At 66.3% G+C, this 20941-nt stretch carries 26 protein-coding genes; 12 read left to right on the top strand and 14 right to left on the bottom strand.

Annotated features, from left to right (window positions below):
• Positions 1-172: 172 nt before the first annotated feature.
• Together ACK4SE_RS02705 and ACK4SE_RS02700 are read right to left on the bottom strand one after the other, a co-directional pair.
• Positions 173-619 carry a DMT family transporter gene (locus ACK4SE_RS02705; RefSeq protein WP_409688413.1) on the bottom strand — a complete coding sequence of 149 codons (447 nt, stop codon included), beginning with the start codon at positions 617-619 and terminating at the stop codon, positions 173-175.
• Positions 620-629: 10 nt separating this feature from the next.
• Positions 630-1103 (bottom strand): NUDIX domain-containing protein, encoded by a 474-nt coding sequence (locus ACK4SE_RS02700; RefSeq protein WP_409688410.1) that lies wholly within the window; start codon positions 1101-1103, stop codon positions 630-632.
• 156 nt (positions 1104-1259) lie between these two features.
• Here ACK4SE_RS02700 and ACK4SE_RS02695 point away from each other — a divergent pair, with 156 nt between their 5' ends.
• From ACK4SE_RS02695 to ACK4SE_RS02680, 4 genes are all read left to right on the top strand, one after another.
• Positions 1260-2018, top strand: a complete 759-nt coding sequence (locus tag ACK4SE_RS02695) for an SDR family oxidoreductase (RefSeq protein WP_409688407.1) — start codon at positions 1260-1262, stop codon at positions 2016-2018.
• Between the two features lie 5 nt (positions 2019-2023).
• Positions 2024-2419, top strand: coding sequence for a dihydroneopterin aldolase (gene folB, locus ACK4SE_RS02690; protein ID WP_409688404.1), 396 nt, complete (start codon positions 2024-2026; stop codon positions 2417-2419).
• A 69-nt stretch (positions 2420-2488) separates the two neighbouring features.
• On the top strand, positions 2489-3073 hold the full coding sequence (locus ACK4SE_RS02685; protein WP_409688401.1) for a hypothetical protein: 585 nt from the start codon (positions 2489-2491) through the stop codon (positions 3071-3073).
• Between the two features lie 10 nt (positions 3074-3083).
• Positions 3084-3476 carry a hypothetical protein gene (locus tag ACK4SE_RS02680; protein ID WP_409688398.1) on the top strand — a complete coding sequence of 131 codons (393 nt, stop codon included), beginning with the start codon at positions 3084-3086 and terminating at the stop codon, positions 3474-3476.
• Positions 3477-3478: 2 nt separating this feature from the next.
• On the opposite strand, the gene ACK4SE_RS02675 is transcribed toward ACK4SE_RS02680, so the two are convergent.
• Entirely contained in the window at positions 3479-4084 is a 606-nt protein-coding gene (locus ACK4SE_RS02675; RefSeq protein ID WP_409688396.1) for a DUF3617 family protein, read from the bottom strand.
• Positions 4085-4173: 89 nt separating this feature from the next.
• On the opposite strand from ACK4SE_RS02675, the gene ACK4SE_RS02670 reads away from it, so the two are divergent.
• Both ACK4SE_RS02670 and ACK4SE_RS02665 read left to right on the top strand, forming a co-directional pair.
• Entirely contained in the window at positions 4174-4467 is a 294-nt protein-coding gene (locus ACK4SE_RS02670; protein ID WP_409688393.1) for a GNAT family N-acetyltransferase, read from the top strand.
• Positions 4468-4522: 55 nt separating this feature from the next.
• Positions 4523-5170 (top strand): DUF4126 domain-containing protein, encoded by a 648-nt coding sequence (locus ACK4SE_RS02665; RefSeq protein ID WP_409688390.1) that lies wholly within the window; start codon positions 4523-4525, stop codon positions 5168-5170.
• On the opposite strand, the gene ACK4SE_RS02660 is transcribed toward ACK4SE_RS02665, so the two are convergent.
• On the bottom strand, positions 5158-5862 hold the full coding sequence (locus tag ACK4SE_RS02660) for a hypothetical protein (protein ID WP_409688387.1): 705 nt from the start codon (positions 5860-5862) through the stop codon (positions 5158-5160). The genes ACK4SE_RS02665 and ACK4SE_RS02660 overlap by 13 nt on opposite strands.
• A 185-nt stretch (positions 5863-6047) precedes the next feature.
• On the opposite strand from ACK4SE_RS02660, the gene ACK4SE_RS02655 reads away from it, so the two are divergent.
• The 5 genes from ACK4SE_RS02655 to ACK4SE_RS02635 all read left to right on the top strand — a co-directional run bounded on the left by ACK4SE_RS02655 (position 6048) and on the right by ACK4SE_RS02635 (position 9679).
• The gene (locus ACK4SE_RS02655; protein ID WP_409688385.1) at positions 6048-7499 is read left to right on the top strand and encodes a sensor histidine kinase; all 1452 of its coding nucleotides are present in this window, start codon (positions 6048-6050) and stop codon (positions 7497-7499) included.
• Positions 7496-7918, top strand: coding sequence for a response regulator (locus ACK4SE_RS02650; protein ID WP_409688382.1), 423 nt, complete (start codon positions 7496-7498; stop codon positions 7916-7918). Before ACK4SE_RS02655 ends, ACK4SE_RS02650 begins: the two co-directional genes overlap by 4 nt.
• Positions 7918-8961 (top strand): sensor histidine kinase, encoded by a 1044-nt coding sequence (locus ACK4SE_RS02645; protein WP_409688380.1) that lies wholly within the window; start codon positions 7918-7920, stop codon positions 8959-8961. Before ACK4SE_RS02650 ends, ACK4SE_RS02645 begins: the two co-directional genes overlap by 1 nt.
• An 8-nt stretch (positions 8962-8969) precedes the next feature.
• Positions 8970-9413 carry an NUDIX domain-containing protein gene (locus tag ACK4SE_RS02640; protein ID WP_409688377.1) on the top strand — a complete coding sequence of 148 codons (444 nt, stop codon included), beginning with the start codon at positions 8970-8972 and terminating at the stop codon, positions 9411-9413.
• A gap of 92 nt (positions 9414-9505) precedes the next feature.
• Positions 9506-9679, top strand: a complete 174-nt coding sequence (locus tag ACK4SE_RS02635; RefSeq protein ID WP_409688374.1) for a CsbD family protein — start codon at positions 9506-9508, stop codon at positions 9677-9679.
• A 67-nt stretch (positions 9680-9746) separates the two neighbouring features.
• Here the strand turns inward: ACK4SE_RS02635 and ACK4SE_RS02630 are convergent, their stop codons facing one another.
• From ACK4SE_RS02630 to ACK4SE_RS02605, 6 genes are all read right to left on the bottom strand, one after another.
• Positions 9747-10925: a vWA domain-containing protein gene (locus tag ACK4SE_RS02630; RefSeq protein ID WP_409688371.1), complete on the bottom strand. Its 1179-nt coding sequence runs from the start codon at positions 10923-10925 to the stop codon at positions 9747-9749.
• Entirely contained in the window at positions 10925-11947 is a 1023-nt protein-coding gene (locus ACK4SE_RS02625; protein WP_409688368.1) for an adenosine deaminase, read from the bottom strand. The genes ACK4SE_RS02630 and ACK4SE_RS02625 overlap by 1 nt, the downstream gene beginning before the upstream one ends.
• Positions 11944-12381 carry a type II toxin-antitoxin system VapC family toxin gene (locus ACK4SE_RS02620; protein ID WP_409688365.1) on the bottom strand — a complete coding sequence of 146 codons (438 nt, stop codon included), beginning with the start codon at positions 12379-12381 and terminating at the stop codon, positions 11944-11946. The genes ACK4SE_RS02625 and ACK4SE_RS02620 overlap by 4 nt, the downstream gene beginning before the upstream one ends.
• Positions 12378-12617: a FitA-like ribbon-helix-helix domain-containing protein gene (locus tag ACK4SE_RS02615; protein WP_409688362.1), complete on the bottom strand. Its 240-nt coding sequence runs from the start codon at positions 12615-12617 to the stop codon at positions 12378-12380. Before ACK4SE_RS02615 ends, ACK4SE_RS02620 begins: the two co-directional genes overlap by 4 nt.
• A 280-nt stretch (positions 12618-12897) precedes the next feature.
• Positions 12898-14661: an arginine--tRNA ligase gene (gene argS / locus ACK4SE_RS02610; RefSeq protein WP_409688359.1), complete on the bottom strand. Its 1764-nt coding sequence runs from the start codon at positions 14659-14661 to the stop codon at positions 12898-12900.
• Positions 14658-15317 carry a Tat pathway signal sequence domain protein gene (locus tag ACK4SE_RS02605; protein WP_409688357.1) on the bottom strand — a complete coding sequence of 220 codons (660 nt, stop codon included), beginning with the start codon at positions 15315-15317 and terminating at the stop codon, positions 14658-14660. The genes argS and ACK4SE_RS02605 overlap by 4 nt, the downstream gene beginning before the upstream one ends.
• A gap of 147 nt (positions 15318-15464) precedes the next feature.
• Here ACK4SE_RS02605 and ispH point away from each other — a divergent pair, with 147 nt between their 5' ends.
• The gene (ispH, locus tag ACK4SE_RS02600; RefSeq protein ID WP_409688354.1) at positions 15465-16433 is read left to right on the top strand and encodes a 4-hydroxy-3-methylbut-2-enyl diphosphate reductase; all 969 of its coding nucleotides are present in this window, start codon (positions 15465-15467) and stop codon (positions 16431-16433) included.
• On the opposite strand, the gene ACK4SE_RS02595 is transcribed toward ispH, so the two are convergent.
• The 4 genes from ACK4SE_RS02595 to ACK4SE_RS02580 form a co-directional block, all read right to left on the bottom strand.
• Positions 16430-16834 carry a hypothetical protein gene (locus ACK4SE_RS02595; RefSeq protein WP_409688351.1) on the bottom strand — a complete coding sequence of 135 codons (405 nt, stop codon included), beginning with the start codon at positions 16832-16834 and terminating at the stop codon, positions 16430-16432. The two genes, ispH and ACK4SE_RS02595, sit on opposite strands and share 4 nt — an antisense overlap.
• A gap of 117 nt (positions 16835-16951) precedes the next feature.
• Positions 16952-17569: a 30S ribosomal protein S4 gene (gene rpsD, locus ACK4SE_RS02590; RefSeq protein ID WP_409688348.1), complete on the bottom strand. Its 618-nt coding sequence runs from the start codon at positions 17567-17569 to the stop codon at positions 16952-16954.
• Between the two features lie 150 nt (positions 17570-17719).
• Positions 17720-19267, bottom strand: coding sequence for an alpha-N-arabinofuranosidase (locus ACK4SE_RS02585; protein ID WP_409688346.1), 1548 nt, complete (start codon positions 19265-19267; stop codon positions 17720-17722).
• On the bottom strand, positions 19264-20850 hold the full coding sequence (locus tag ACK4SE_RS02580; RefSeq protein ID WP_409688343.1) for a GH39 family glycosyl hydrolase: 1587 nt from the start codon (positions 20848-20850) through the stop codon (positions 19264-19266). Before ACK4SE_RS02580 ends, ACK4SE_RS02585 begins: the two co-directional genes overlap by 4 nt.
• Positions 20851-20941: the final 91 nt, after the last annotated feature.

The following is a 20941-nucleotide window of genomic DNA, read 5'->3' as shown; positions in this document are numbered from 1 at the left end:
GGACCACGAAGTGGTGGAGGGGCCGGTCGCTGGAAACCAACCCAGGGCGCCCCCCGGGGGGGGGGGGCGGTTCCCGGCGAAACACGACCCTCATCCCCCGCGTCAGAACCTGCGCGCTGAAGCGCTCCGGTGCGCGGGTTCCCCCTTCTCCCATCGGGAGAAGGATCATGGCTCAGCCCCTGCGGACCAGCAGAACGCCGCCGACCAGCATGGCCACCCCCGCAAGACGGGTCAGGGTGACGGGCTGCTTCGGCACCCCCATGAAGCCGAAATGGTCCAGGATCAGGCTCAGCATCATCTGCCCCGCCACCATCAGGACGATGGTGGTCGCCACGCCCAGCCGCGGCACCGCATAGGCCGAGGCGACCACGAACACCGCGCCATAGAGCCCGCCGAGCCAGGCCGCGGGGGGCAGGGCGCGGGTGGCGGCCATGTCGGGCCTGGTCTGCAGCACCGCGGCCAGCATCATCAGGGCTACCGTCCCGATGGCGAACGAGATCAGGGCCGCATTGACCGGCGAGGCGACGGCGGCGGACAACCGGGCGTTGGTGGGGCCCTGCAGGGCGGTCAGGGCGCCGCCGATGATGACGGCCAGGATCGCGATGACGGTGGGGTTCATGTCCGGGCTTCTACCACAACGGATCGGGCGGGGCGCCCGTGAAGATTTCATCCAGCCGCCGCTGCGTGGCCGCCGTCACGTCCTCCGGCAGGGCGTCGGGCGCGAACCAGTCCGCGTCCGAGATTTCCCCGTGGGAGGTCCGCTCGCCGACCTCGAACGCGTCCACCGCGAACACCACCACATGGTCGTTGGGAAAGAAGCGGTGGTTGGAATGCACCGACAGCAGGCGCGGAGCCCCCGAAGCGATAAGCCCGGTCTCCTCGCGCAGTTCGCGCACCGCCGCGTCCTGAACCGTTTCGCCCCGGTCCACCCCGCCGCCCGGCAGCCCCCAACCGTCCAGATAGGTGTGCCGGACCAGCATGATCCGCCCCGCTCGATCCCGCGCCACCACCCGCACGCCCAGGGTCATGCCGCGCGTCAGCCGCGAGAAGGCGAAGAACAACGGCCGGGTGAAGGGTTCGATGTGACGGCGCCAAGTGGTCATGCTCGCCTCATAGGCCATCGGCGGCGCTTGAACCATCGCCCGCCGCCCTATAGATGAAGCCGGAATTCTTGAGGAGTTTTTCCATGGTCGTCGTCGCCGCCATTGTGGGTCTCGCCGTTGTCCTCGCCGCCTTCAACTGGTTCGAGTTCGGCCGGATTGACTGACACGGGCGCCCCGCGCGGCGCGGCGCTGGTCACCGGCGCGGCGCGCCGTATCGGCCGGGCCATAGCGCTTGAGCTGGCGCGGGCCGGGTTCGACGTCGCCGTCCACCACAACAACTCCGAGGCTGACGCCGCCGACACGGTGCGCGAGATCGAGGCGCTGGGCCGTCGTGCGGTCGCGCTTCAGGCCGATCTGACAGACGAGGCCGCCGCGCGCCGGCTCGTCCCCGACGCCGCCGCCGGGCTCGGCCCCCTGACCGTGCTGGTCAACAACGCCTCGGTGTTCGAGGACGACCGGGTGGGCGGGCTGAGCCGCGACAGCTGGGACCGGCATATCGAAATCAATCTGCGCGCGCCCATCGTGCTGGCGGAGGAATTCGCCGCCCGGGCCCCGGACGGGACGTGCATCGTCAACCTGCTGGACCAGCGGGTGCAGAAGCCGGATCCGCGCTTCTTCTCCTACAGCCTGTCGCGCGCCGGCCTGTGGTGGGCGACCCGCACCCTCGCCCAGGCCTTGGCGCCGCGCATTCGCGTCAATGGGGTCGGACCCGGCCCGACCCTGCCCTCGATCCACCAGACGCCCGAGGAATTCGCGGCGGAGGCGGAGAACACCCTGCTTCAGCGCGCCGGGGATCCGGCCGAGGTGGCGCGGGCTGTGCTCTATCTCGTTGACGCATCCCTGGTCACGGGCCAGATGATCGCCGTGGACGGCGGCCAGCATCTGGCCTGGCTGACCCCCGACATCGTGGAGTAGCCGTCTTGTCCCTGGCCCCCAGCCCTTTGCCCTTCCAAGCGCCCGAGCCCCGTCGCGAAGCCCTGACCGTGTTCGTGCGCGGGCTGGAAGTGCAGGCCGGTATCGGCGTGCATGACCACGAGCAGGGGCGTTTGCAAACCCTGATGATCGATGTGGAGCTGGAGTTGGGCCCGGTTGAGGTCGACGGACTGGACGACACCGTGAACTACGAGACGGTGGCCGAATCTGCACGTGCCATCGTCATGGCGGGCCACGTGGGTCTGGTGGAAACTTTCGCCGACAGGCTGGCCCTTGCGTGTCTGGGGAACCCGCGGGTGCGGGCCGCGCGGGTGCGCGTGGAGAAGCCCGGCGCCCTGGCCGCTGCCATCGCTCCCGGCTGTGAAGTGGTCTGGCGCCGGTAACCCGGTTGTCACGGGCGGCGGGCGCCGCCATTGTCTGGACAAGCGCGCGAAGGCGTATCGAGGAGCACCATGGCCGAACCGGGCGACCCCAGGACACCCGAGGACGATTTCGACGATCAGGTCGGTTTCTGCTCGCCCCAGTCGGTGGCCGGCAGGCCCGTGGAGCGCGAGCCTGAGCCCATACTCGCGTCGGAGCCCGAACATGTCCCCGAACGAGCGGTGGCCGAGCCCGAACCGGCCGCGCCGACGCCCCAACCTGCGCTGGAGCCCGCCCCGGCCTTTGTGTCGCGCGCCGAGCGCCGCCGGGCGCTGGACGAGGAGCCGAAGGATCGGCTGACCTGGGCCCTGACCATCTACGCCCTGATCCTGTTCGCGGTGCCGACTCTCGGCTTTTCCGCCGTCCTGGGCCTGCTGGCCGTGACAGGGCGCACGGTGAACGCGTCGCCGTTCCTGCTCAGCCACTATGTCTATCAGCAGCGCACCCTGTGGACCGCGGCCATCGCGGCGCTGGTGGGGCTGATCCTGATTGTGGTCAACCTGGGTATCTTCGTGCTGTTCCTGCTGGCGGTATGGACCATCGCGCGTGGCGCGGCGGGCCTGTGGCGGCTGAAGAACGCCCAACCCATATCCAACCCCCGGACATGGCTATTCTAGGAGACATCTGATGGCCGACGCCGCCCCCGAGCCCCGCTACGCATCAGGCGACCCTGAAGAAGGCCGCGCCGCCGCCGGCGTCGTCTGGCTGCTTTATCTGCTGGCCATTCCCAGCGCCAATCTGCTGGCGGTGGTCGGTGTGGTCGTGGCCTACGCCATGCGCGGGTCGTCGACAGGCTGGGTCCGCGCCCATTTCGACAATCAGATCCGCCTGTTCTGGTCCGTGATCATCTGGTTCATCCTGCTGTCCATCGTGCTGATCGTGGCGGTGCCGCTGTCGCTGATCCTGATCGGCATACCGTTTGTCATCGCGGCGGCGGTCGCGATGCTGGTGTTGTTCATCTGGTTCACGGTGAAGAGCGTGCTGGGCCTGATCGGCGTGGTCCAGGGCCGCACACCCTGAGGCTACGGGGCGCCCGCCTGGCCGGCCATTTCGGCCATCTCCAGCATGTTGAAGCGAATGCCGCCGGGGGCCTCCAGGTCTCCCGGCGCCATGCCCTCGGGACAGGCACCCTGGTGCTCACCTTCGACCAGCTGGGCCACGGTTCGGTTCATGTGCGGCACCGCCGCGCCCGTGGTGGTGGAGGTCATCTCGGTGCGATAGGCGCTGTTCAGGTCGCCGGTGGTGACGCCTTCGCTGACCACGCGTCCACCCGACCCCATGTCGCAGACCGACCGCACGGTCCAGCCGCCGTCGGGGCGCGGCGTCACCGAGGATTCCTCGCAGGCGCCGCCCGACATCTGGCTGCCCAGCACGCTCATGCGCGCCTGCACCTCGGCGTCCACACACATCCGCATCGCCGACCGCATGCCGTCGGTGTCGCTGGCCATGACCCAGAGCCCCTCGCGCAACACCGGGCGGTCGCCGGCCGCAGCCCTGGCGCTTTCAGGTGCATCGGCGGGTTCGCCGCCCTCAGGTCCAGACACCGCCGGCTCTTCGCGGCCACAGGCCGACAGCGTCAGAATGACGGCGCCCATGAGGACGCCCTTCGCCACGTTCATGCCCATCATCAGCCCCTTCACACGCGATCGTCAGATGTGGTCTGGAACGTCGTCGCTCCCGCCACGGTTTTTGACTATAACCTGATGAGGAGCCTTCCATGACCGATTTCCGTGATGTCGCCGCCGAAAACCGGTTTGAACAGGGGTTCACGGACACCGACGGCGACCTGCGCCGCGTATGGGCCGACTACGCCAAACACGGCGACAGCCGTGTCATTCTTCACGTCGAGGCTGATCCGCAACTGCGAGGATCGGGAGCGGCGGGCGACTTCATGAAATGCCTGGCGGATCACGCGCGCGACGAGGGCCTGAGCCTGATTCCCCGCTGCGCCTATGCGGTCGCCTGGTTCCGCCGTCATCCCGAAGCAGCAGACGTCGTCAGCGACCAGTAGCCGTCGCTTGACGCGCGCTTCGCCTTCGCGCTGTGTCGGGTGAGGGGGGACGGTCATGATGGAACAGGTCGAGGGCGCGTTGGCCGGAGTGACGGCGACGGTTCAGGGATGGGGGCAGCCCTTCGCTGTATGGGTCGTGCCGGCCCTTCTCGGCCTGGGTCTCGCGGCCTCGACCGGGCTTCGTACATTCCTGCCCTTGCTCATGCTGGCGCTGGCGGCGCGGTTCGGCTGGTTCGGCATCGAATTGAACGCGCAGATGCAGTGGCTTCATTCCGATGCGGCGATCGCGGCGCTGGGCGTGGCCGCCGCGGTCGAGTTCACGGCCGACAAGATCCCTGTTGTCGACAATGCACTCAGCGGCCTGGGTCTGGTGGTGCGTCCGCTGGCGGCCGCGTTGGCGGCCGGGTCGCTGTTCGTCGGTGTCGATCCCCTGCTGGCGGCGGTGGCGGGCATTATCGTGGGCGCGCCGACGGCCCTGGCGTTCACCGCAGCCCAGGGCGGGCTGAGGCTGGCCTCCACCGCCACCACCGGCGGTCTGGGCAATCCTGTGCTCTCGCTATTTGAGGACGTGCTGGCCTTCTTCACGGCGCTTTTCGCCTTGCTCGCGCCGGTGCTGGTCCCGGTGTTCCTCGTCATTCTGGCCCTGGTCATAGGCCGCGCCGCGCGTCGGGTCCGGCGACGGCCTGAGCGTCAGTCCGCCTGAACCCAGCCGCCGGCCGATGCGTCGCGCGCCTGTGCGTTGACAGGGCGGGCGATGAGGCCCGACTGGGTGATCCAGACCTCGTACTGGGCGCCGTCAGCCATCGGCATGTAGGCGGCCGAGCCATACAGCGTGTCCACGGCGTCCACATAATCCCGGTAGCGCCGCGACACGTCCCACACATCCACGGTCCAGCGCTGCTCCGACGCCACGTCGCCGCCGCGCAGATCATGCACGCTGCGCACCGCTGTCAGTTCCTGCCGGGTGTCCTGATAGCGGCCGGACAGGCGGTCAAGCCGGTACTGGGCGTCGAGGCCCAGGATGTTGGCCCAGGGCTTCCAGCGCAGGACGTGAGCCTCGATGCGCCACTCGTCGCCGTGAACCGGATAGATCGCCGTCGAGGCCGGGGTCGTCGCCGTTTCCGGCTGGGTCAGGGTCGCCTCGAAGAACTGGGTCTCGATCTGGCTGAGGGTAATCGTCGCCACCGGCCGTTCGTGGGTCAGGCGGGCATAGCTCTGGACGTTCAGGCCCAGCAGGATCGTCGCGACACCCGCGGCGAGGAACCCGCCGCCGAAAAGCACGCCCCCGAACGCGCCCAGGAACCGGCCCCGAAACAGGGATCCCAGTCCCGAGAGCAACAGCAGCGCACCAGCCACAGCCACCGCGCCGGGAAGAATCCACCACCACCAGACCATTGCACACGCTCCCCCGAAGCTTGGCCACGTTAACCAAGGAAAGGAGCCGCGTCACCCCATGGTTCCGTGACAGGCTGGACAGGGGCCGCAGGGCCGCTAAAGGTCCCCGTATGGCGCCAGATTTCCGTTCGACAATTCAGGGCCTTCGGGTTTTCCTGAGGACCCCGACCATCAGCCGGACCATCGTGGGGCTTTTGAGCCTTGCGATCCTGCTCCTGCTGGTGATCAACATCGCCACCTTCGTCATGATGCAGCGCATCTCGGATCACACCCGGGAGTCCGAGCGCAGCCAGCAGATGCAGCTGGCCGCGCGCGAGTTCATGCTGCTGATGGTCGACGCGGAGACGGGACAGCGCGGCTTTCTGCTGACGGGGCGCGCCGACTATCTGGCCATTCACGACGCGGCGCAGGAACGGCTGCCGGCGTCGGGAGCACTGCTGTCGTCGCTGGCCATTACGGCCGAAGAGACCGAACGCGTCGACGCGCTGCGTGAACTCAAGCGGCAGAGGCTTGACGTCATGGAGCAGACCATCGTCCTGGCCCGCCAGGGCCGGATCGGCGAGGCGGTGCAGATCCTGCGCAGCGGCGAGGGCAAGGCCCTGATGGACGAGATGCGCGAGCAGGTGGCGGCCATCGACCAGCTGGAAGAGGAGCGGGTCCAGGCGAGTAACCGCGCGGCCCGAAACGCCACCTGGGCTGCGATCGGGGTCAACATCTTCTCAGCAATTCTGATCGTGGCCCTGGCGATCATCAGTCTGATGCTGATCCGCCGCTATGTGGGCGAGGTGCAGTCCGCCCGCGACAGCCTGGATGAACTCAATCAGGGCCTGGAAGCGACTGTGGCCGAGCGCACGGCCGACCTGACCCGCGCCAACGAAGAGATCCAGCGCTTCGCCTATATCGTCAGCCACGACCTGCGCGCGCCGCTGGTCAATGTCATGGGCTACACGTCAGAACTGGAGCAGGCGGGCAAGGCCCTGTCCGCCCACATGGAGCGGACGCGCTCGGACGAGCCGGATCCCATCGAACAGGACGCGGTCCAGGCCGTGAAGGAGGATGTGCCAGAGGCCATCGGTTTCATCCGTGCCTCCACCGCCAAGATGGACCGCCTGATCAACGCCATTCTCAAGCTGTCGCGGGAGGGGCGCCGTGCGCTGGTTTCCGAGCCGCTGGACATGGCGGCCATGGCGCAGCAGATCGCCGACAGCGTGCGCCACCAGACTGAAGAGGCCGACGCGGAAATCATCGTCCACGACCTGCCGGAGGTGGAGAGCGATCGCCTGTCCATGGAGCAGATTTTCGGCAATCTGATCGACAACGCGGTCAAGTATCTGGACCACGGCCGGCCCGGCCGCATCGAAGTCCGCGGGCGCGACCTGTTGGGCGGATGGGTCGAATACGAGATTGCGGACAATGGGCGCGGCATCTCTGACCGGGACCACGAACGCATCTTCGAACTGTTCCGGCGATCGGGCCGCCAGGACCGGACCGGAGAGGGGCTGGGGCTGGCCTTTGTGCGTAACAGCGCGCGGCGTCTGGGGGGCACGATCGACATCGAGTCAGAGCTCGGAAAAGGCTCGACATTCCGCCTGAAATTTCCGAAACGTCTGATCGTAGGGGCGGGAGAAACAGTATGACTGCAGCCGTAACCATCGTCATGGTCGAGGACGACCATGGCCACGCCAAGCTGATTGAGAAAAACATCCGTCGCGCCAACATCTCGAATGAGATCAAGCATTTCGACGACGGATCTACGGCGCTAGACTATCTGTTTAGCGAGGAGGTGAGGGCCAACGGCCCCATGCTGGTGCTGCTGGACCTGAACCTTCCTGACATGCAGGGCACGGACATCCTGGCGAAGATCAAGGCGGATGACCGCCTGAAGCGCGCCCCCGTGGTGGTTCTGACCACCACCGATGACAAGGTCGAGATCCAGCGTTGCTATGACCTGGGCTGTAACGTCTACATCACCAAGCCAGTGGATTACGAAGCCTTCGCGGGCGCGATCCGCCAGTTGGGCCTGTTCCTCTCTGTAATGCAGGCGCCCGAGATCTGATGAGCACGGCCGGGAACGGAGTTCGGCTGCTCTATATCGACGACGACCGGGGGCTTTCCCGGCTGGTCGAGAAGGAACTCACCCGACATGGCTATGACGTGACCTGCGCCCTTGACGGGGACGTGGGGCTTGAGCGGCTGCGCGACGGAACCTTCGACGTCATCGCCCTGGATCACTACATGCCCACCCGCGACGGGCTGGACGTCCTGCCGGACCTCCTTGCCGTGCCGGACGCGCCGCCCGTCGTCTATGTGACCGGCGCCCAGGACGGGCGGATTGCGGTCGCCGCCCTGCGCGCGGGCGCGGCGGACTACGTCATCAAGGACGTCTCCGAAGACTTTACTGCCCTGCTGCGCGCCGCTCTCGAAGACGCTCTGGACCGCCGCCGGCTCAGTCGCGCCAACGAGGAGGCGCAGGAAGAGGTTCGTCTGGCCCGCGACCGGGCCGAGGCCATGCTGCGCGAGGTAAACCACCGCGTGGGCAACAGTCTGCAACTGGTCTCCAGCTTCATCTCCCTTCAGCTGCGGCAGATGAACAAGGATGACGCGGGGCGTCTGGCCCTGCAGGACGCCCAGGTGCGCATCGAGGCCGTGGCCCAGGTCCACCGGCGGCTCTACACCTCGGCCGACATGGCCAGCGTGGCTTTGGATGAATACCTGGCGGGCCTGGTCGACGAACTGGTCCAGTCCCTGTGCCCAGATGAAAGCGCGCCCTGCATCAGCCTGAAAGCTGAACCCATGCGGGTCGATACGGACCAGGCCGTGTCGCTCGGCGTGGTGGTGACCGAACTGGTCACCAACGCGGTCAAATACGCCTATTCACCCGGCGGCGGCGGAGACATCCGGGTTCTGCTTGAACGACAGGGCGAGACGCGCGCCGTGCTGACGGTCGAGGACGACGGCCCGGGCATGGGCGACGGCAAGCCCAAGGGCACGGGCCTTGGCGGAAAGATCATCTCGGCGATGGCGCATGGGCTCAAGTCCAGTCTGGAGATCGATCCGGAACACACCGGCGTGCGGGCGCGTATGGTCTTCGACCTCTAGGGCGCGAGATGAACCTGCAATTCGGCCAGCCGGAACCCGGCCACAGCTATGAAGACCGCCCGACCGCGTTCGGCCTCGTGTTTCGCGATGGGCTGCTCGCCTGCGTACGCGTGGATCGCGGGGAGGGGAGCTATTACGACCTGCCCGGCGGCGCCATCGACGGCGACGAAACCGAGGAACAGGCTCTGGTCCGCGAGTTCATTGAAGAGACCGGCCTGACGGTTCGGGCGAGCGAGCGGTTGGGAGAGGCGGGGCAGTATTTCCTGAAGTCGGACGGCAAGGCGGTGAACAATCTGGCCGGCTTCTGGACAGCCGAGATTGAGCAGGAAGACCCCGCCGCCAAGGTTGAGGATGACCACGAATTACACTGGCTGGACCCTCACCGGGCGCTGGCCGAACTGCGCCACGACGCGCACGCATGGGCCGTCGCCACATGGTTCCGAGGGCGGTGATCCCGATAGCGTGAGGGAACAATCCAGACGTTTCGCCGGTTTCCCTATTGAAGCGCCGCCGCAATGGCCGGCGTCAATCGAAGGGATACACCATGGCTGACCATGATCGTGTTGAAGGCTCCGCGAAGCAGGCCGAAGGCAAAATCAAGGAAGGCGTCGGCAAAATGACCGGCGACCAGAAGCTGCAGGCCGAAGGCAAGGGCAAGCAGGCCGAGGGCAAGATTCAGAACGCCGTCGGCGGCATCAAGGACAGCCTGAAAGACTAGTTTCAGGCTTGATTGAAGTGAGGGCGCGGACGTTCGTTCGCGCCCTTTCGCTTGTCCGGCGAGCGGTCTAGCGCGCCAGTGTCCGCATGGCCCGTTCCAGCCCGTCCAGCGTCAGCGGGAACATGCGCTCCTCCATTACCTCGCGGATCAGGCTGACCGACGGCGTGTAGCCCCAGAACCGCTCGGGCACGGGGTTCAGCCACACCGACTTCTCCCATTGCTGGCGGGCCCGCTGCAGCCAGACCGCGCCGGCCTCCTCGTTCCAGTGCTCCACCGAACCGCCGGGCACGGTGACCTCGTAGGGGCTCATGGTGGCGTCACCCACGAACACCGCGCGCCAGTCGCCGGGATACTTGTTCAGCAGGTCCCAGGTGGCGGTCTGTTCGGACTGACGCCGCCGGTTGTCCTTCCATACGCCCTCGTAGAGGCAGTTGTGGAAGTAGAAGAACTCCAGATGCCGGAACTCCGTCTTCGCCGCCGAGAACAGCTCCTCGCACAGCTTCACGTGCGCATCCATCGAGCCGCCCACGTCCAGAAACAGCAGCACCTTGATGGTGTTGCGCCGCTCGGGCCGCATGTGGATGTCCAGCCAGCCCTGACGCGCCGTGCCGTCGATGGTGGCGTCCATGTCCAGCTCGTCCGGCGCCCCCTCGCGGGCGAACCGGCGCAGGCGGCGCAGGGCCACCTTGATGTTGCGGGTGCCCAGCTCGACCGTGTCGTCCAGGTTCCTGTATTCCCGTTTCTCCCAGACCTTTACCGCCCGGCCCTGACGCCCCTGGCCGCCGATGCGCACGCCCTCGGGGTTGTAGCCGCCGTGACCGAAGGGGCTGGTCCCGCCCGTGCCGATCCAGCGGTTGCCGCCTTCATGCCGTTCGGTCTGTTCCTCAAGCCGCTGCTTCAGTGTCTCCATCAGCTTGTCGAAGCCGCCCAGGGCCTCGATCTGGGCCTTCTCCTCGTCGGTCAGGTGTTTCTCGTTCAGCAGCTTCAGCCAGTCCGCCGGCACATCGGCGGCGATCTCGTCGCCGGCCCCCACCGTCTCGACACCTTTGAACACCTTGCCGAACACCTGGTCGAAGCGGTCGTAGTGCTTCTCGTCCTTCACCAGAACCGCCCGCGACAGATGGTAGAAGTCCTCCACCTTCCCGTCGGCCACGCCCGCATCCATGGCCTGCATCAGGTGCAGCCATTCCTTCAGGGACACGGGCACCCGCGCGTCGCGCAGGGCGGTGAAGAAGGGAAGCAGCATCAGGCGGTCCGGGCCGCGTAGGCGTCCACCTCGGCGATATGGCGGGCCTTGTCCTCGTCAGGCAAGAACGAGCCCTCGAAGCTGTTCTTCGCGATCTGGACCAGCTGCGCGCGGGTCACGCCCGCATGCTCGGCCATAGCCTCGTAGTTCTTGTTCACATAGCCGCCGAAATAGGCCGGGTCGTCCGAGTTCAGGGTCACGTGCAGCCCCTGTTTCAGCATCTCGGGCACGGGGTGCTTCGTCAGATCATCGATGACGCACAGCTTGTGGTTCGACAGGGGGCACACCGTCAGGGTCATGCCCTCGGCCGACAGGCGACGGATCAGCGCCGGATCTTCCAGCGACCGGTTGCCGTGGTCCATGCGGTCGATCTTCAGCAGATCCAGCGCCTCCCACACATACGCCGGCGGGCCTTCCTCGCCCGCGTGGGCCACGCGCTTGAGGCCCAGCGCCCCGGCGGCGGCGAACACCCGCTCGAACTTGGACGGGGGATGGCCGACCTCTGACGAATCCAGCCCCACGCCCTCGATCCGGTCCAGCCAGGGCTCGGCAGCCTTCAGGGTGGCGAAGGCCGCGTCCTCGTCCAGATGGCGCAAGAAGCACAGGATCAGCTTCGAGGTGACGCCCAACTCGCGCTCGGCCTGATCCATGCCTGCCAGCAACCCGTCAGCGACCACCTGGAAGGGGATGCCGCGGTCGGTATGGGTTTGGGGATCGAAGAAGATTTCCGCATGCCGCACGCTGTCAGCCGCCGCGCGCCGGAAATAGGCCAGCGCCATCTCCCGGAAGTCGTCCTCGGTGCGCAGGACGTCGGCCCCGGCGTAATAGATGTCGAGGAAGTCCTGCAGGTTCGAGAAATCATAGGCCGCCTTGATCTCCTCCACCGAGGCGAACGGCAGGTCGACCCGGTTGCGCCGGGCGAACGCGAACATCTGCTCGGGCTCCAGACTGCCCTCGATATGCAGGTGCAGTTCGGCCTTGGGCAGGCCGGCGATGAAAGGAGAAAGGTCGTGGAGATTCATGATGCGTCTATCCCATCGAAATCTGCAAGCAAGATGACTTCGGCCTGGACGACGCCGTCAGGCGCCGACGCCACGGCGTCACGAAGTTTCCTGTCTGCCGTCAGCAGGATCGAGTGTTCCTGTTCGGCGAGAGCAAGATAGAAGCAGTCATAGGCTGGATGCCCCAATTCCGAGGCGAGCGGCAAGGCACGATGCAGCAGCCGACGCGACGGCTCGATATAGAGTTGCATAGCGTCCAGCAGCAAGCGGGCTTCATGAACTTGGGCCTGCGTCAGCTCGCCCCGTTTGTGGTGTTTCCAGACAATGTTCGCGCACTCGGGGATGATGAGGTCCGGCGCGATGCAGTGCTTTTGCCGCAGAACCTCCAGCGCTCGCTCGCTGCCATCTTCCGAAAGGATCGTCTTGATGGCCACGCTGGCGTCGAGAACGATCACCTGCTGTCCCGATCTTCCCGGATCAGAATTTCCGATGGCGTGGATAGCTTGCCCTTTGTGGCTTCACGCAAGGCTGCCGCCCGCCTTTCCCATTCGGTGTCCAACCTTGGCGCCAAGGCGCGGCGCAACAGTTCTCGATGCTCGCTCTCAATGGAACGATTGTTCTCACGCGCGCGCTTCTTGAGGGCGCGGATTATGTCTTCTTCCACGTTGCGGACATGCAGGCTGGCGGACATGTGTGATCTCCAGTGCTAGCAAATATAGCACTGAAGGAAAGGGTTCGCTACATCTGCTCTGGTGGTGCCATGCCTAGTGCTTGGAGGGCGGGCTGAATTTTTGAGGCCCCGTCAGGAAGTTCATCTCTCAGGGTTTCGGCGGCGAGACCTAGCTCATTGTGATCCAGCCATTCCGCGACAAACGCGCGGCTCTGTTCGTTCAGTCGATGACCGTCAGACTCCAGAATGTCGCGGAGAAGCCGCTCGGCAGTCGCCCACTTAAGCTGAAAATCTGTGCCAATTACATCCGCTCCGGCGTCGCAATGCCCAGCAGGTCCAGCGCGATCTCAAGCTGTCGCAGCGCGGCGGCCGCCAGGGCCAGTCGCGAGCCGCGGGTCGCCTCGTCCGGCGCAGCCAGCACGGGGCAGGCTGCGTAGAATTTCGAGAACGACTGGGCCAGGCGATAGGCGTGTTCGGCGATCAGGTGCGGGCTGCGCTTGTCATAGGCGTCGGCCGCGGCCTGATCGAAGGCGTCCAGCGTCAGGACCAGATCCCGCTCGGCGGGTTCGGCCACCGCGATGGCCCCGGGTGTGGCGCCCTGATCGGCGGCCTTGCGCAGCAGGGATTTGATGCGAACCGCCTGATACAGCAGGTACGGCCCGGTCTTGCCCTCGAAGCTCATGAAGCGGTCGAGGTCGAAGACGTAGCTGGTGGTGCGGTTGTTCGACAGGTCGGCGAATTTCAGCGCGGCGACCGCCACCTTGCGGGCGATGTCCTCGAACTCGGCCTCCGGCAAATCGGCGCCCAGCTCGGCCTCCTTGAGGCGCTCGCGCGCCTTATCGGTGGCCATGGTGATCAGGTCGTGCAGCTTCAGCACCCCGCCCGCGCGGGTCTTGAACGGCTTGCCGTCAGGCCCATTCATGGTGCCGAAGCCGAGGTGCTCCAGAGCGCCGTCTTTCGCGTATCCAGCCAGGTACGCCGCGCGGAACACCTGCTCGAAATGGTCGGCCTGACGCTGGTCCACCACATAGAGGATCAGGTCGAACCCGGGGTCCTCGCGACGCCCCACAATGGTCGCCAGGTCGGTGGTGCCGTACATGGCCGAGCCTTCGGACGACACCACCAGCAGAGGCGGCAGGTCGCGCTTGTCGCCCTCACGGGCCACCCGAACGATGCGCGCGCCCTGATCCTCAATCAGCAGGCCCTGCGTCTCCAGATCCGCGACCATGCGGGCCACGAAGGCGTCAGCGTCGGATTCGCCCTTCCACAGGTCGAAATCCACGCCCAGGGCCGAGAACTCGCGCTCCAGCGCCGATCGGCTGACGGCGACGAAGTGGGCCCACAGCGCGCGGTATCCGGCCCGGCCGGCCTGGAGCTCGGCGGTCGCCTTCCGGGCGCGATCGCGGAACGCCTCGTCCTCCCTGGCCTTGCCGGCCGCCAGCGGATACAGCCGCTCCAGGTCTGCCAGCGACACCGGGCTCTCGACGGGGAAGGGGCCGTCGCCTTCGGCCATGAAGGCGTCGGCCAGCCCCTCGTCGGCGCAGGCCACGATGAGCAGGCCCATCTGGAAGCCCCAGTCGCCGAAGTGGGCGTCGCCCCACACCTGATCGCCCCGGAAGCGGAACAGCCGCTTCAGGCTCTCGCCGATAATGGAGGAGCGCAGGTGGCCCACGTGCATGGGCTTGGCGACGTTGGGGCCGGCGTAGTCGATAATGACCTTGCGGGCCGCATCCACGCCGCTTGCCCCGGCCCGGGCCATGTCGCCCGCCACCGCCTCGGCCCGCTCAGCCAGGGTCGAGCCCGCCACCTTCAGATTGATGAAGCCGGGTCCGGCCACCTCGACGGAGTCCAGCCGAGGATCAGCGGTCAGCCGCTCGGCCACGCGTGCGGCCAGCTCGCGAGGGTTGGCCTTCAGCGCCTTGGCGGCGGCCAGGGCGCCGTTGGACTGGAAGTCGGCCAGGTCGGGCCGGTCCGAGGCCGTGACCCGCGCCAGCACCGCGTCCACGCCTTCGGCGGCGAAGGCGGCCCCGACCGCTTCGCCCAGAACAGACTTGAGATCGGTCATTGTTGCGTTTGGGCCGTGCCGGCGTTGATGCGGAATCGGCTGCCCGTGCGGTTGAACTCGGCCATTTCAGGGGTGACCTCGAAGCCGACCAGGATCTCGAAGTTCGATCCGCTGGTGGTGATGTCGGCGCGTGGAATGACGATCTCGCGAATTTCTTCCTCGACCGTGGCGCGCTGCTGGCCCCGGAAGTTTACGGGCAAGTCGAAATATTCCTTGTTCAGGATAGCGGTGTTCCGGTCCGTCACCGCGATCCAGTAGCGATAGGTCCGGCTGTCACCCGTGGCCTGGGGCCCGCGACCCAGCTCGAACAGCACGTTCATATTGACCCGGATGGGGTCGTCGCCCCGATATACGCAGTTCGCTGAGACGCCCTGAATCTCGCCGGTAAAGCCTACATTCGTGGTGGCGGGCTGGTCGAACGGCATTTCCACGTACCGCGCCGCGTCATAGAGAATCTTCACGAAGGGGCAGGGGCCTGCGTTGGCTTGCTGGCTCAGGCGAAGCTGCGGGACGTTCCAGCTGCTGTCCGGCGCCTGCTCCCGACCTGGTTGTTGCGGTTGCTGCTGGCCGCCGGGACGCGCCTGGGCCAGGCTCTCCACGGGCGCGGCGGTGACGGCGGCGGCCGCGAGGACCAGGGCGAGGGTGTAGCGACGCATGAGCAGTTTCCGGACAACCAGATGGGTCCCGCAACGACTGCGATGCGGGCATGGACAGGCTCATCGCTGATAGCGGCTAAAGCGAGGCGCCGCAACGCGGCCGGGCGACCGCTGGCGTCCGGCGAAGCGAACGCCTAGGTAAGCGTCATGACCGTTGTCCCCTGGCAAGATCTACCCCGTCGCCCGCTGACCGTGCGCCTGGCGACCCCGCGCGGCTTCTGCGCGGGCGTTGATCGGGCGATCCAGATCGTGGAGCGGGCGCTGGAGAAGTACGGCGCGCCGGTCTATGTGCGCCACGAGATCGTACACAACCGGCATGTGGTGGAGCGCCTACGGGGCCTTGGGGCCGTGTTCGTCAAGGAGCTTGACGAATGTCCCGACGACCGCCCCGTCGTGTTTTCGGCCCACGGCGTGCCCAAGGCTGTGCCCCAGGCGGCCCGTTCGCGGGACATGTTCTTTCTGGACGCCACCTGCCCGCTGGTCTCCAAGGTCCATGTGGAGGCTGAAAGCCACCACGCGGCTGGTCGCCATATCATCCTGATCGGCCATGCGGGCCATCCGGAAGTGGTGGGCACCATGGGGCAACTGCCCCCCAGCGCCATCAGCCTGGTGGAGACCGTCGAGGATGCTCGCGATTTCGTGCCGCCGAATGACGCCGATCTGGCCTATGTGACCCAGACCACCCTGTCGCTGGACGACACGGCCGAGATTGTCCGCACGCTCAAGGCTCGCTTTCCAGGCTTGCCCGACCCCCACAAGGAAGACATTTGCTACGCCACCACGAACCGGCAGGAAGCCGTGAAGCGCCTGGCGGACGGGTCAGAGCTGGTTCTGGTGGTCGGATCGGCCAACTCCTCCAACTCTGTAAGGCTGGTGGAGGTGGCGCTGCGCGCCGGCGCCCGTGACGCCCGCCTGGTTGACGACGCATCGCGCCTTGACTGGACATGGTTTGAAGATGTGCGGACCGTGGGTGTGACCGCCGGCGCCTCTGCGCCTGAGGAACTCATCCAGGGGCTGATCGCGGCGCTTTCCGCGCGCTTTGACGTGACGCTGCGGGAAGATGACGGCGCCCGGGAAACTGTGACCTTCAAGCTGCCGCGCGCCCTGACCGCCTAAAGCGAGTCGAGGTAGGGGTTGTTGATCCTGACCCGCTGGCCGGGGGTCAGACCCAGCTCCTCGAACGTCCAGATCAACTCCAGGCCGTCTTCGGCATAGGCCTGGCAATAGTCGTCATGCATCCGGCGAAGAGTCACTACCGCCTCGTCATCCACGAGAGTGATGATCGGCTGAATGTCGTCCCTGTCGGTGCACCCGCCCGAGGTGACGCGGAACACGGCGTGATCAGCGATGATGGCTGCGGCATGGATCGGCTCCAGCACACCCGGCATGCCGTCTGTGTTCACCACGATCTCGCGTTCCGTCGTCACCTCGCCGCGGCCGGGCAGGACGCGGTCAATCATCGCACAGCCGCCTGTGAGGACGCAGAGGGTCAGGGTGACGGCGATGGTGCGGAGCAAGACGCTCTCCCAATGGCGTGGCCCATGATCACCTGATTGGGCCAAATGCGAAAGGCCCCGGATCGCTCCGGGGCCTTGTTGTTCACAACCGGGCGCCCGAGAGCGTCCAGAAAAACCTTAGGACGAGTAAAACTCGACCACCAGGTTCGGCTCCATCTTCACGGCGTAGGGGACGTCGGCCAGCTCGGGGACGCGCACGTAGCGCGCCGAGAAGCCGCGATCACCCAGTTCCAGATAATCCGGAACGTCGCGCTCGGACGACTGCTGGGCTTCAAGCACCAGCGCCATGGAACGGGACTTTTCCTTGACCTCGACCACGTCGCCGGCCTTCACGCGGTAAGAGGCGATATCGACCTTCTTGCCGTTGACGGTCACGTGACCGTGGCTGACGAACTGACGGGCGGCCCAGACGGTGGGCACGAACTTGGCGCGGTAGACGATGGCGTCCAGGCGCGACTCAAGCAGACCGATCAGGTTTTCCGAGGTGTTGCCCTTGCGGCGGGCGGCCTCGTCATAGGTCTTGGCGAACTGCTTCTCGGTGATGTTGCCGTAGTAGCCCTTCAGCTTCTGCTTGGCCTTCAGCTGGATGCCGAAGTCAGAAACCTTGTTCTTGCGGCGCTGGCCGTGCTGGCCGGGACCGTAGGAGCGCTTGTTGACCGGAGACTTTGCGCGACCCCACAGGTTTTCACCCATGGCGCGGTCGATCTTGTACTTGGCGCTGTGGCGCTTGGACATATGTCACTCTCTATGCTGATGCGGCCCGGCATCCCCCCGAATGGGAATGCGATCTCAACGGCGGTCCACGCATCGTCCGTAATGGAACACACCCAAGCCTTAGCGGGCGGGGCGTGAAGGCGGGGCTTATGACCGTGCCGGGCCCAAACGTCAAGGCGCAGCGGGCGCCAGGGTGATCACGACCAGCGAATGGGCGGGCAGATCGACCGCCAGCCGACCGTTCGACAGGCGCGCGCCATCAAAGGGGCGGGGCGTGACCCGGTCAGGATGAGCAAAGGTGTTGTGTGTGTCCATGGCTTCAGCCGTCAGGACGCGGGCCCGCACGATGCGGGTGGCGCCGTCCATCTCGAACCCGATGGTCGCCGCGGCGGCGGGGTCCAGATTGATCAGCGCCACATGTATGCTTCCGTCCGCCCCTCGCGCCGCCGTGCCGTCCACCATGGGCCTGCCGCTCGCGTCGCCATCGTCCAGCGTCAACGGCAGCACACCCGCGCTCTGGAACGGCTGGTAGAGCATGAAGGCGTGGTAGGTGGGCGTCAGCACCATCTCCGGGCCGTCTGTCAGGATCAGCGCCTGCAACACGTTCACCATCTGGGCCACATTGCTCATGCGAACCCGCCCGGCGTGGCGATGGAAGATGTTGAAGTGGGCGGCGGCCACCAGGGCGTCGCGCAGGCTGTTCTGTTGTTGCAGGTGGCCATCGGGTGAGCCCGGGGTGGGGTCGTACCACGTGCCCCATTCATCCACCGCGATGCCGAGCCTACGCTCCGGATCGTACTCGTCCATCACGGCCGAATGCCCCGCGATCATGGTCTCGATGCGGTAGGCGTTGTCGAAGGTGGATGTCCATTCCTGGACCGGAAAGCCCGTGGCGGCGCCCTTGGCGGACCAGTCCCCGGTGGGCAGGGTGTAATTGTGCACTGACAACTGGTCGAAGTTGGTCATGCCGTCCCGCATGAGCGTACGGGTCCAGTCATAGTCATCTCCGCTGGGCCCCGCCGCGATCATGACCGACTCCTGCCCGAAGGGCGCGATGAAACCCACATAGTGCCTCAGCAGGTCGGTGTAATAGGCCGCGCGCATGCGTCCGCCGCAGCCCCAGGGCTCGTTGCCGATGCCGATGTAATCCAGCCGCCAGGGCTGCGCCCGTCCGTTGGCCCGCCGCTCGCGGGCCATCGAGGACTGGCTGTCCGAGGTGACGTACTCGATCCAGTCCGCCGCCTGCTGGGGCGTGCCCGTGCCCACATTGATGCTGAGATAGGTCTTCGCCCCGATCAATTCGGCGAAATCGAAGAATTCGTGGGTGCCGAAGGCATTGTCCTCCTCCGTTCCGCCCCACCAGCGGTTCAGGGTCACGGGCCGCTCCCCCCGCGGCCCGATACCGCTGCGCCAGTCATAGATGTCGGCGTAGCAGCCGCCTGGCCAGCGCACGACCGGAACCTCCAGCGCCCGCAAGGCTGCCACCACATCGTTGCGGAAGCCGCGGGTGTTCGGAATGTCGGAGTCCGGACCGACCCAGATTCCGCCCGTGATGCCGCTGCCCAGTTGCTCCATGAAGTGGCCGTACACCTCCGGCTGGATCACCGCGCCGGGGCTGTCCAGCTCCAGCGTCCCGGTGACCGTTCGGGGCTGCGCGAACGCGGCGCCGGCGAACGCGGTCAGGGCGACGGCCAGGGCGGTGGCGGTGCAGCGGGTCATCGTTCGGTCTCCAATTCCACCAGGATCACGTCATGCACAGCCATGGGCAGGGTCAGGACGGCGCGGCCATCGGCGTCAGCGCGCAGTGTCATCTGTTCGGGATCGTCACGGGTCCGGGCGTGCAGTTCGGCCAGCCGGCCTTCGTCCAGGGTGTCAGGGGAGCCCATTTCGAGCCAGGCGGTGTAGGCGTCGTTGTGGCGGAAACCGACCCGGCGGACCGATGCGGTATGGTCGCCGGGCTCCAGTCCCTCAAACCGCATCATCAGCGGCGGGGCGGGCGGGGAAGGCCGCACCTGCCGGAAATAGGGACGGTTGCTGACGTCCTGATCGCGGGGCGGCTCATAGGTCCAGGCCAGCACCTGAACCCCCGTTGCGTCGCGGGTGATGATGGTCTGGCTATCGCCGCCCTCAAGCTCCTGATCGCCCAGGGCGTTGAGATATTTGTAGGCGAACCAGGCCGGCTTTCGCACGCCCTGCGGGTTCATCAGGCCGAACCCGCCCTGGAACGGCAGGGTTTGGGGGCCCGGCTCCTCGAACAGGTCCGAAAAGGCCCAGTAACTCATGTTCTGGACCAGACCCTCGGCCTGACGCGTCTTGCTCAGGATGAAGGACGCGCTGATGTGGCTGTCATGGACCGGATCGCGCGGATTGTAGCTGGCGCTCCATTCCGTGAAATACAGCGGAAGGCCCGGCCGGGTCGATGCCTCGATCTGGCCGCGGACATTGCGGATGTCGCCGATGACGGAGTCCGGCGACCGGGACAGCATGTTGTCGTCCTGGCCGAACTCATCGAGGAAGCCGCCCTCGACGCCATAGGTGTGGGTGGTGATGAAATCGACCGGCACGTCGTTGGCCTCGGCATAGGCCAGGAACTCGGGAACCCAGGCGGCTCCCGCCGTCGACGGCCCGCCGACCCGCAGCGCAGGATCGACGGCCTTTATGGTGCGCGCCGTGCGGGCGTAGTGGTCGAAATAGGCCGGCTGGTCGGCGTTTTCCCAGAAGCCGTCCAGATTGGGCTCGTTCCAGAACTCGAAGTACCAGGTCCTGACCTCCTCGGCGCCGTAGCGATCGATCAGGTGGCGCACGAAAGCGTCGATCAGCCCTTCCCATTTCTCAGGATCAGGATGGGAAGTGTTGCCCTGCCAGTAGAAGATGGTCTGGTCCGAGGTCCGCATGTCGTGCGGCGTGAAGCCCAGCTCGATGAAGGGGCGGATGCCCATCTCCAGAAACTGGTCATACAGCCGGTCGATGCGGCTGAAGTCATAGACCGGTCGTCCGTCCACCTCGCGATAGACGCCCATGTCGTCATGGAAAATGGCGTGGAAGCGGATGTAGTCGAAGCCGAGTTCGTCGCGCACGGTCCCGAGCTGGGCCAGGGCGTCGCTCCGTCCCGTTACGCCGGGATAATCCGCGCCCACCGAATGCAGCGCCATCCGGTCGCGGGGACGGGCGGGGGCGTTCAGGTCAACGGTGACTTCACGGGCGCCAGCGGCGCCCGTCTCCTGTCCTGCGGCTGCACACGGGGTCTGCGCCAGCATCAAGCCGGCGCCGGCCAGAGCGGCCAACACACCATACCACTTCAAGGCATCCTCCCTCGGTCCTTCGGACTCTCAGGAAGACGGTAGCGCTAACATTCCAGATGTGCAAACCGCTTCACCCGCGCAAAGCCGGTGA

Origin of the sequence: Brevundimonas sp. (genome assembly GCF_046293315.1) — a bacterium.
Taxonomy (GTDB): domain Bacteria; phylum Pseudomonadota; class Alphaproteobacteria; order Caulobacterales; family Caulobacteraceae; genus Brevundimonas.
This window is presented reverse-complemented; position numbering and strand designations above follow the sequence as displayed.